Annotated in this window: 7 protein-coding genes; all 7 read right to left on the reverse strand. The window is 65.3% G+C overall.

Annotated features, from left to right (window positions below; genetic code table 11):
- The coding region (benD, locus tag JMF90_RS19155; RefSeq protein ID WP_201325319.1) for a benzoate diol dehydrogenase BenD at positions 1-766 on the reverse strand (766 nt) is incomplete at its 3' end.
- Positions 763-1,785 (reverse strand): benzoate 1,2-dioxygenase electron transfer component BenC, encoded by a 1,023-nt coding sequence (benC, locus tag JMF90_RS19160; protein ID WP_201317287.1) that lies wholly within the window; start codon positions 1,783-1,785, stop codon positions 763-765. The genes benD and benC, both read right to left, overlap by 4 nt.
- A gap of 39 nt (positions 1,786-1,824) precedes the next feature.
- Positions 1,825-2,313: a benzoate 1,2-dioxygenase small subunit gene (gene benB / locus JMF90_RS19165; RefSeq protein ID WP_201317288.1), complete on the reverse strand. Its 489-nt coding sequence runs from the start codon at positions 2,311-2,313 to the stop codon at positions 1,825-1,827.
- Positions 2,310-3,668: a Rieske 2Fe-2S domain-containing protein gene (locus JMF90_RS19170; RefSeq protein WP_201317289.1), complete on the reverse strand. Its 1,359-nt coding sequence runs from the start codon at positions 3,666-3,668 to the stop codon at positions 2,310-2,312. Before JMF90_RS19170 ends, benB begins: the two co-directional genes overlap by 4 nt.
- A gap of 117 nt (positions 3,669-3,785) precedes the next feature.
- Complete coding sequence (gene catA, locus JMF90_RS19175) at positions 3,786-4,736, reverse strand: catechol 1,2-dioxygenase (RefSeq protein WP_201317290.1); 951 nt, start codon at positions 4,734-4,736, stop codon at positions 3,786-3,788.
- A 51-nt stretch (positions 4,737-4,787) separates the two neighbouring features.
- Positions 4,788-5,924 carry a muconate/chloromuconate family cycloisomerase gene (locus JMF90_RS19180; protein ID WP_201317291.1) on the reverse strand — a complete coding sequence of 379 codons (1,137 nt, stop codon included), beginning with the start codon at positions 5,922-5,924 and terminating at the stop codon, positions 4,788-4,790.
- A gap of 71 nt (positions 5,925-5,995) precedes the next feature.
- A partial coding sequence (locus tag JMF90_RS40125; protein ID WP_236593044.1) for a hypothetical protein occupies positions 5,996-6,355 on the reverse strand: 360 nt, incomplete at its 5' end.

The following is a 6,355-nucleotide window of genomic DNA, read 5'->3' on the forward strand; positions in this document are numbered from 1 at the left end:
CGCCACCCGCGACCGGCAGCACCGTGCCGGTGATGTAGCTCGCCTCGTCCGACGCGAGGAACAGGATCGGCGCGATCTGCTCGTCGAGGCTGCCGTAGCGCTTGAAGTACGTCGATTCCGTCACCTGCCGCACGGCCTCGCCCATCCACGCCTGTTCCTGCTCGGTGTCGCCGGCCGCATTGCGCGGCACGCGGCGCGGCGGCGCGCTGGTGCCGCCCGGCGCGGTGGCGACCACGCGGATGTTGTGTTCCGCATATTCCATCGCGAGCGCCGACGTCAGCGCATTCACGCCGCCCTTCGCCGCCGAATACGGCACGCGGCGAATGCCGCGCGTCGCGTTCGACGAGATGTTGACGATCGTGCCGCCGCCGCGCGCAAGCAAGTGCGGCAGCGCGGCGTGACAGGCATAGAGCGTCGGCATCAGCGAGCGGCGGATTTCCGCGTCGATCTGCGCCGGCTCGAACGCGGCGAACGGCCGCATGCGAATCGCGCCGCCGACACCGTTGATCAGGATGTCGATGCCGCCGAACCGCTGCACTGCATACGCGATCGCCGCGTGCGCGCCCTCATAGGTTTCGAGATCGGCGACGAAGCCTGCCGCCTCGCCACCGGTCGCCTCGGCCGCCACGTCGGCGACGAAATCCGCGCGATCGACGAACAGCACCTTGCCGCCCTCGGCTGCCGCGCGCAGCGCGACACCGCGGCCGATGCCCTGCGCCGCGCCGGTGACGACGACGACCTTGCCGGAGAATCGTTGCATGGTCATGCCGCCTTTGCCGTGACGTTGGGGGTGAACTTCTCGTAGTGGAAGCTGTTCGGCTTCACGCCTGCGTCGTCGAAATACTGGCGCACCGCATCGACCATCGGCGGCGGCCCGCACAGATACACGTCGACGTCGCCGTCGTTCAGCGCGTCGGCCGGAATGTGCTGCGTGACCCAGCCCTTGCGCGCGTGGTGCGACGCCGCATCGGCAACGACCGTCGCGAAGCTGAAGTTCGGCAGCTTGGCCGCAACCGCTTCGATCGCATCAACCAGCACGAGATCGAGATCGCGCGTCACGCCGTAGACCAGGTGCACCTTCTGCTGCGACCCGCTGCGCGCGAGCACTTCGAGCATCGACAGGAACGGCGCGAGGCCCGTGCCGCCGGCAAGGAACAGCAGCGGCCGCGCCACGTCGCGCAGGTAGAAGCTGCCGAGCGGCCCGTGCAGTTCGAGCGTGTCGCCGGGTTTCGCCGATTCGAGCCACGTGCTCATCACCCCGCCGGGGATCTTCTTGATCAGGAATCCGATCTTCGTGTCGCCCGGCGCGGACGAGAACGAATACGAGCGATGCTGGCCACTGCCCGGCACGCCGATGTTCACGTACTGGCCCGGCAGGAACGCCGGCGCGCTCGCGCCGACGTCGAGTTCGAGCACGACAGCCGCATCGTTGTGCTGCTCGACCTTCGTGACCGTCGCGGCAAAAGCGCTCTGCCCGGTCTTGCACGCGACCGACGACGTCGGCACCGCGATCACGCAGTCGCTTTGCGGCACCATCTGGCACGTCAGCACGAGGCCACCGTCCTTCTCGTCCTCGGTCAGCGCATCGTCGATGTAGTCGTCACCGAGGTCATAGTGCCCGCTCTCGGCGCGGCACTTGCAGGTCCCGCACACGCCGTCGGAGCAATCCATCGGCAGGTTGATCTTTTCGCGAAAGGCCGCGTCGAGCACCTTCTCGCCGGCCTTGCAGTCGATGAAGCGGGTCACCCCGTCCTCGAAATTCAATGCAATCTTGTAGCTGGACATCGCGTCACCTCCACTTCCTTTCATGGCAAACCAACGGCATCAGACGTGATAGACGTCGAGCACCTGCCGGATGTAATCGTTCTTCAGCACGATCTTCTTGTGCGAAATCAGCAGCGCGTCGCCCGCGCGCCGCAACGTGACGAACATCGTGCCGAAGAAGTGATCGGTCACGCGGTAACGGTGGTTCAGCGTGTGAAAGTTGTAGCGCACGTCGACCTCGTCGTCGCGTTCGGCCAGCACCTCGACGTTCGTCACGTTGTGGCTGGTGCGTGGCTCGGGCGTCGATGCGCCGCTGCGCTCGGTCTTGATCCGGAACACGCGATCCTCGAGGCCGCCGCGATCCGCGTAATACATCAGCGAGATCTCGCTGTGCGGATCGTCGGTCGGCCGGTCATCGTCGTCCCATGCGGGCATCCAGTACGTGACGTCCTCCGTGTAGCAGGTCAGCCACGCGTCCCACTCGCGATCGTCGAGCAGGCGCGCCTCGCGATACAGCGCCGCGCAAATCGTCCGGTAATCGAAGCTCATGCCGCCACCTCCCCGCGTTCCTTCTTCAGCGCATCGCGCATCACGTTCACCCAGTGTTCGTGCTGGCACACGAACAGCCCTTCGTCCTCGCTGCGTTCGCCCGAAATGCGCGGCTTCAGCCCCATCTTCCGCGCGTTCTCGTCCGGCCCGTCGACCCACAGCGGCGCGCCGCGCGACAGGTCGTTCCACATCGCCGTGATGCCTGCATAGCCGGCCTGGCACGCGCGAAACTCCTCGAGATCGTCGGCCGTGCCCATGCCAGTCACGTTGAAGAAATCCTCGTACTGGCGAATCCGCGTCGTGCGGTCGGCCTCGCTCTCGCCCTTCGGCGCAAAGCAGAAGATGCTGACTTCCGTCTTGTCGACCGCGAGCGGCCGCACCACGCGAATCTGCGTGCTGAACTGGTCCATCAGGAACACGTTCGGGTACACGCACAGGTTGCGCGTCTGGTTCACGATGAAATCAGCCTGCACGTCGCCCACGCGCGCCTTGATCTCGTCACGATGCTGGTACACGGGCCGCACTTCCGGGTTCATCGTCCGGGTCCACAGCAGGATGTGGCCGTGGTCGAAGCCGTACACGCCCGCGACCGACTTGCTCCAGCTGTTCGCGTCGACCGCCTTGGTGCCGTCTTCCTTGCGGCGGCCCATCGTCGCCGCATAGTTCCAGTGCACGGTGCTCACGTGATAGCCGTCGCAGCCGTTCTCCATCTGCATCTTCCAGTTGCCTTCGTAGATGTAGGACGAGTTGCCGCGCAGCACTTCGAGCCCGTTCGGCGCCTGGTCGACGATCTGGTCGATGATCACGCGCGCTTCGCCGAGATAATCCTCGAGCGGCAGCACGTCGGCGTTGAGGCTGCCGAACAGGAAGCCGCGATAGTTCGCGAAGCGCGCGACCTTCTTCAGGTCGTGCGAGCCGTGCGTGTTGAACTGCACCGGATACTCGGTCGTCTTCTCGTCCTTCACCTTCAGCAGCTTGCCGGTGTTCGAGAAGGTCCAGCCGTGGAACGGGCACGTGAAGCTGCCCTTGTTGCCGTGCTTGCGGCGGCACAGCATCGCGCCCTTGTGCGCACACGCATTGATGACCGCATGCAGCTCGCCGGTCTTGTCGCGCGTGATGACGATCGGCTGGCGGCCGATCCATGTCGTGTAGTAATCGTTGTTGTCGGGAATCTGGCTTTCGTGCGCCAGGTACACCCAGTTGCCCTCGAAGATGTGCTTCATCTCGAGCTCGTACAGCTCCGCGTTCGTGAAGATGTCGCGGCGGCAGCGGAAGATGCCGGCCGCCTTGTCATCCTGCACGGCGGTTTCCAGCAGATGATCCAGGTCGTTGGTGTGGTCGATCGTGGCGGACATGATGGCTCCTCCCATGCGCGTGCCGCGTCCTGCAAGCACGCTCGCATCGGTATCGGTTGAATCTCGGGGTGACCGGCCGGCAGCGGTGGCGCTCGCGCGCCGCCGTGCCGCCGGCGGTTATACCGTGGCGGACGCGCGCAGGCGTTCGACGATCTGGTTGTCCCTGCCCTGCACGCGCGGCGTCAGCACGAAGTTGAACTCGATGTCCTGGTACGTGTCGGCCTTCATGCCGAGTGCGGTGCCGCCGGTCTTTTCGGTCACGGGCGGAATCAGCTCCTCGCGCGTCGCATACGCGAAGTCGTCCCAGATCAGCGGATCGCCGTCGATGTTGAACTGCGTCGTCAGCTTGCGGTGAGCGGGGCTGTCGACGAAGAAATGCACGTGTGCGGGGCGGTTGCCGTGGCGGCCGAGGCGGTTCAGCAACTGCTGCGTCGCGCCCTGCGGCGGGCAGCCGTAGCCGACCGGCATCAGCGTGCGGAATTCGTACTTGCCGTCGGCGCCCGTCTTCACCGCGCCGCGCAGATTGAAGTCGCTCTGCTTGCCTGTCGGATCGAAGTGCGAATAGAAACCGTGCGAATTCGCATGCCAGCATTCGACCACCGCGCCGGCGATCGGCTTGCCGTCGAGACCGGTGACCGCGCCGTGGATCACGAGCGGGCCCGCGCCGTCGTCCGCATCGAGGTCGATCTTCGCGACGCCGTCGCGCACCGGGGCGCCCGCCACGTACAGCGGCCCCTCGATCGTGCGCGGCGTGCCGCCGTCGAGGCCGATCGCCTCGTCCTCGGCGTCCATCCGGATGTCGAGATACTTCTCGAGACCGAGACCGGCCGCGAGCAGCGCCGCTTCGCCATCCTGACCAAGTTTGTTCAGGTAGTTCACACCGGCCCACACTTCGTCGGGCGTGATGTCGAGATCGTCGATTGCTTTGAACAGGTCGCCGAGCAGGCGCAGCACGATCTGCTGCGTACGTGCGTCGCCTTTCGTGCCATTTCCGCCGTTCCCGGCCGCGTTCGATGCGGCCTTCAGCAGGTCCTGCACTTCCGTCGTGTCGAAAACTTTGACGCTCATGATGCTGTCTCCATATGTATTTGGGGGGTGACGGTCCTTGCCTGATTCGAATTACCGCGCGACTTTCGTCAGTCCGTCACGGGTGAAGCGCCTGATCTTGTCCTCGTCGAGCGCGATGCCGAGACCGGGGCAGTCCGGCACGGTCAGTTCGAAGTCGCTGTAATCGAGCGGCTGCGTCAGGATTTCCTCGGTGATCAGCAGCGGCCCGAACAGTTCGGTGCCCCACTGCAGGTTCGCGACACTCGCGAACAGATGCGCGGACGCCACCGTGCTGAATGCGCCTTCGAGCATCGTGCCGCCGTACAGCTCGATGCCGGCCGCGTCCGCGATCGCGGCTACACGCTGCGCAGCGAAGAGGCCGCCGCTCTGTTCGATCTTGATCGCGAACACGTCCGCGCCATGCTGCTTCGCGATGTCGAACGCGCTGTCGGGGCCCTGCAGGATTTCATCGGCCATCAGCGCGACGGGGAAACGGCGCATCAGGCGCGCCAGCGCCGCGGCGGATGCCACCGGCTGCTCGACCAGTTCGCAGCCCGCATCGGCCAACGCCGGAATCGCGCGCGCGGCCTGCGTTTCGCTCCACGCCATGTTCACGTCGACGCGCACCGACGCGCGATCGCCAAGCGCCTTCTTGATCTCGGCCACGTGGCGGATATCCGTTTCCGGTGCTTTCGCGCCGATCTTCAGCTTGAATACGTTGTGGCGACGCAGGTCGAGCATGCGTTCGGCTTCGGCGATGTCGGTGGCCGTATCGCCCGACGCCAGCGTCCAGGCAACCGGCAGGCGATCGCGGCGGCGGCCGCCGAGCAGTTCGCTGACCGGCACGCCGAGACGCTTGCCGTGCGCGTCGAGCAGCGCGGTTTCGAGCGCGCTTTTCGCGAAATGGTTGACCTTCGCGCGCTTGCCGACGAACGCCATCAGCGTCTGGACACGCGTCGCATCCTTGCCGACGATCGCCGGTGCGAGATACGTGTCGATCGCGAGCTTCATCGCTTCCGGGCTTTCCGGGCCGTAGGCCATTCCGGCGATCGTCGTGCCTTCGCCGATACCGGTCACGCCGTCGCTGCAGAACACCTTCACCAGCATCAGCGTCTGGCCGTGCATCGTGGCCACCGACAGCCTGTGCGGACGGATCGTCGGCAGATCGACGAGGCGGGTTTCGATGCGTTCGATGGTGGCGGAGGACATGGGGCGCGCTGCGTGGGGGTGGTTCATGGAACGGATTTATACGCGGCGGGGAAATGGGGCGTCCAATACTTTTAGGCGGGATTTTTGATACCTGACGGGTATTGAAACTGGGCAATGCATGCGGAATATTGCGGTGCGTCATACCTGTTTTGATGAGGTAGGCGGGCGGGGAGGCTTGATGGAGCAGGTTGTGCGGGGTTGGGGATCGTTTGGGCGGCGGGCCGACTGCGGCTGCTTGTGACAGCGTTGTGACAGCGGGAAAATCGGCTGAAAACCGGCAGCCCGGCGAGTCGATCAGGGTTTTCCTGACGGGAAAAACGGGGGCTAGCCGTCCGGCCTGCGGCTTCGGCGTCGGTTTCCGAGCACGACGGGAAGGAAGTGAGCAGGCGGATATCGACGTTCGTCGCCGATGTTCGTCGGTCGTCAAAAGC

Origin of the sequence: Burkholderia sp. E168m23, assembly GCF_016586125.1 — a bacterium.
GTDB lineage: Bacteria > Pseudomonadota > Gammaproteobacteria > Burkholderiales > Burkholderiaceae > Burkholderia > Burkholderia orbicola.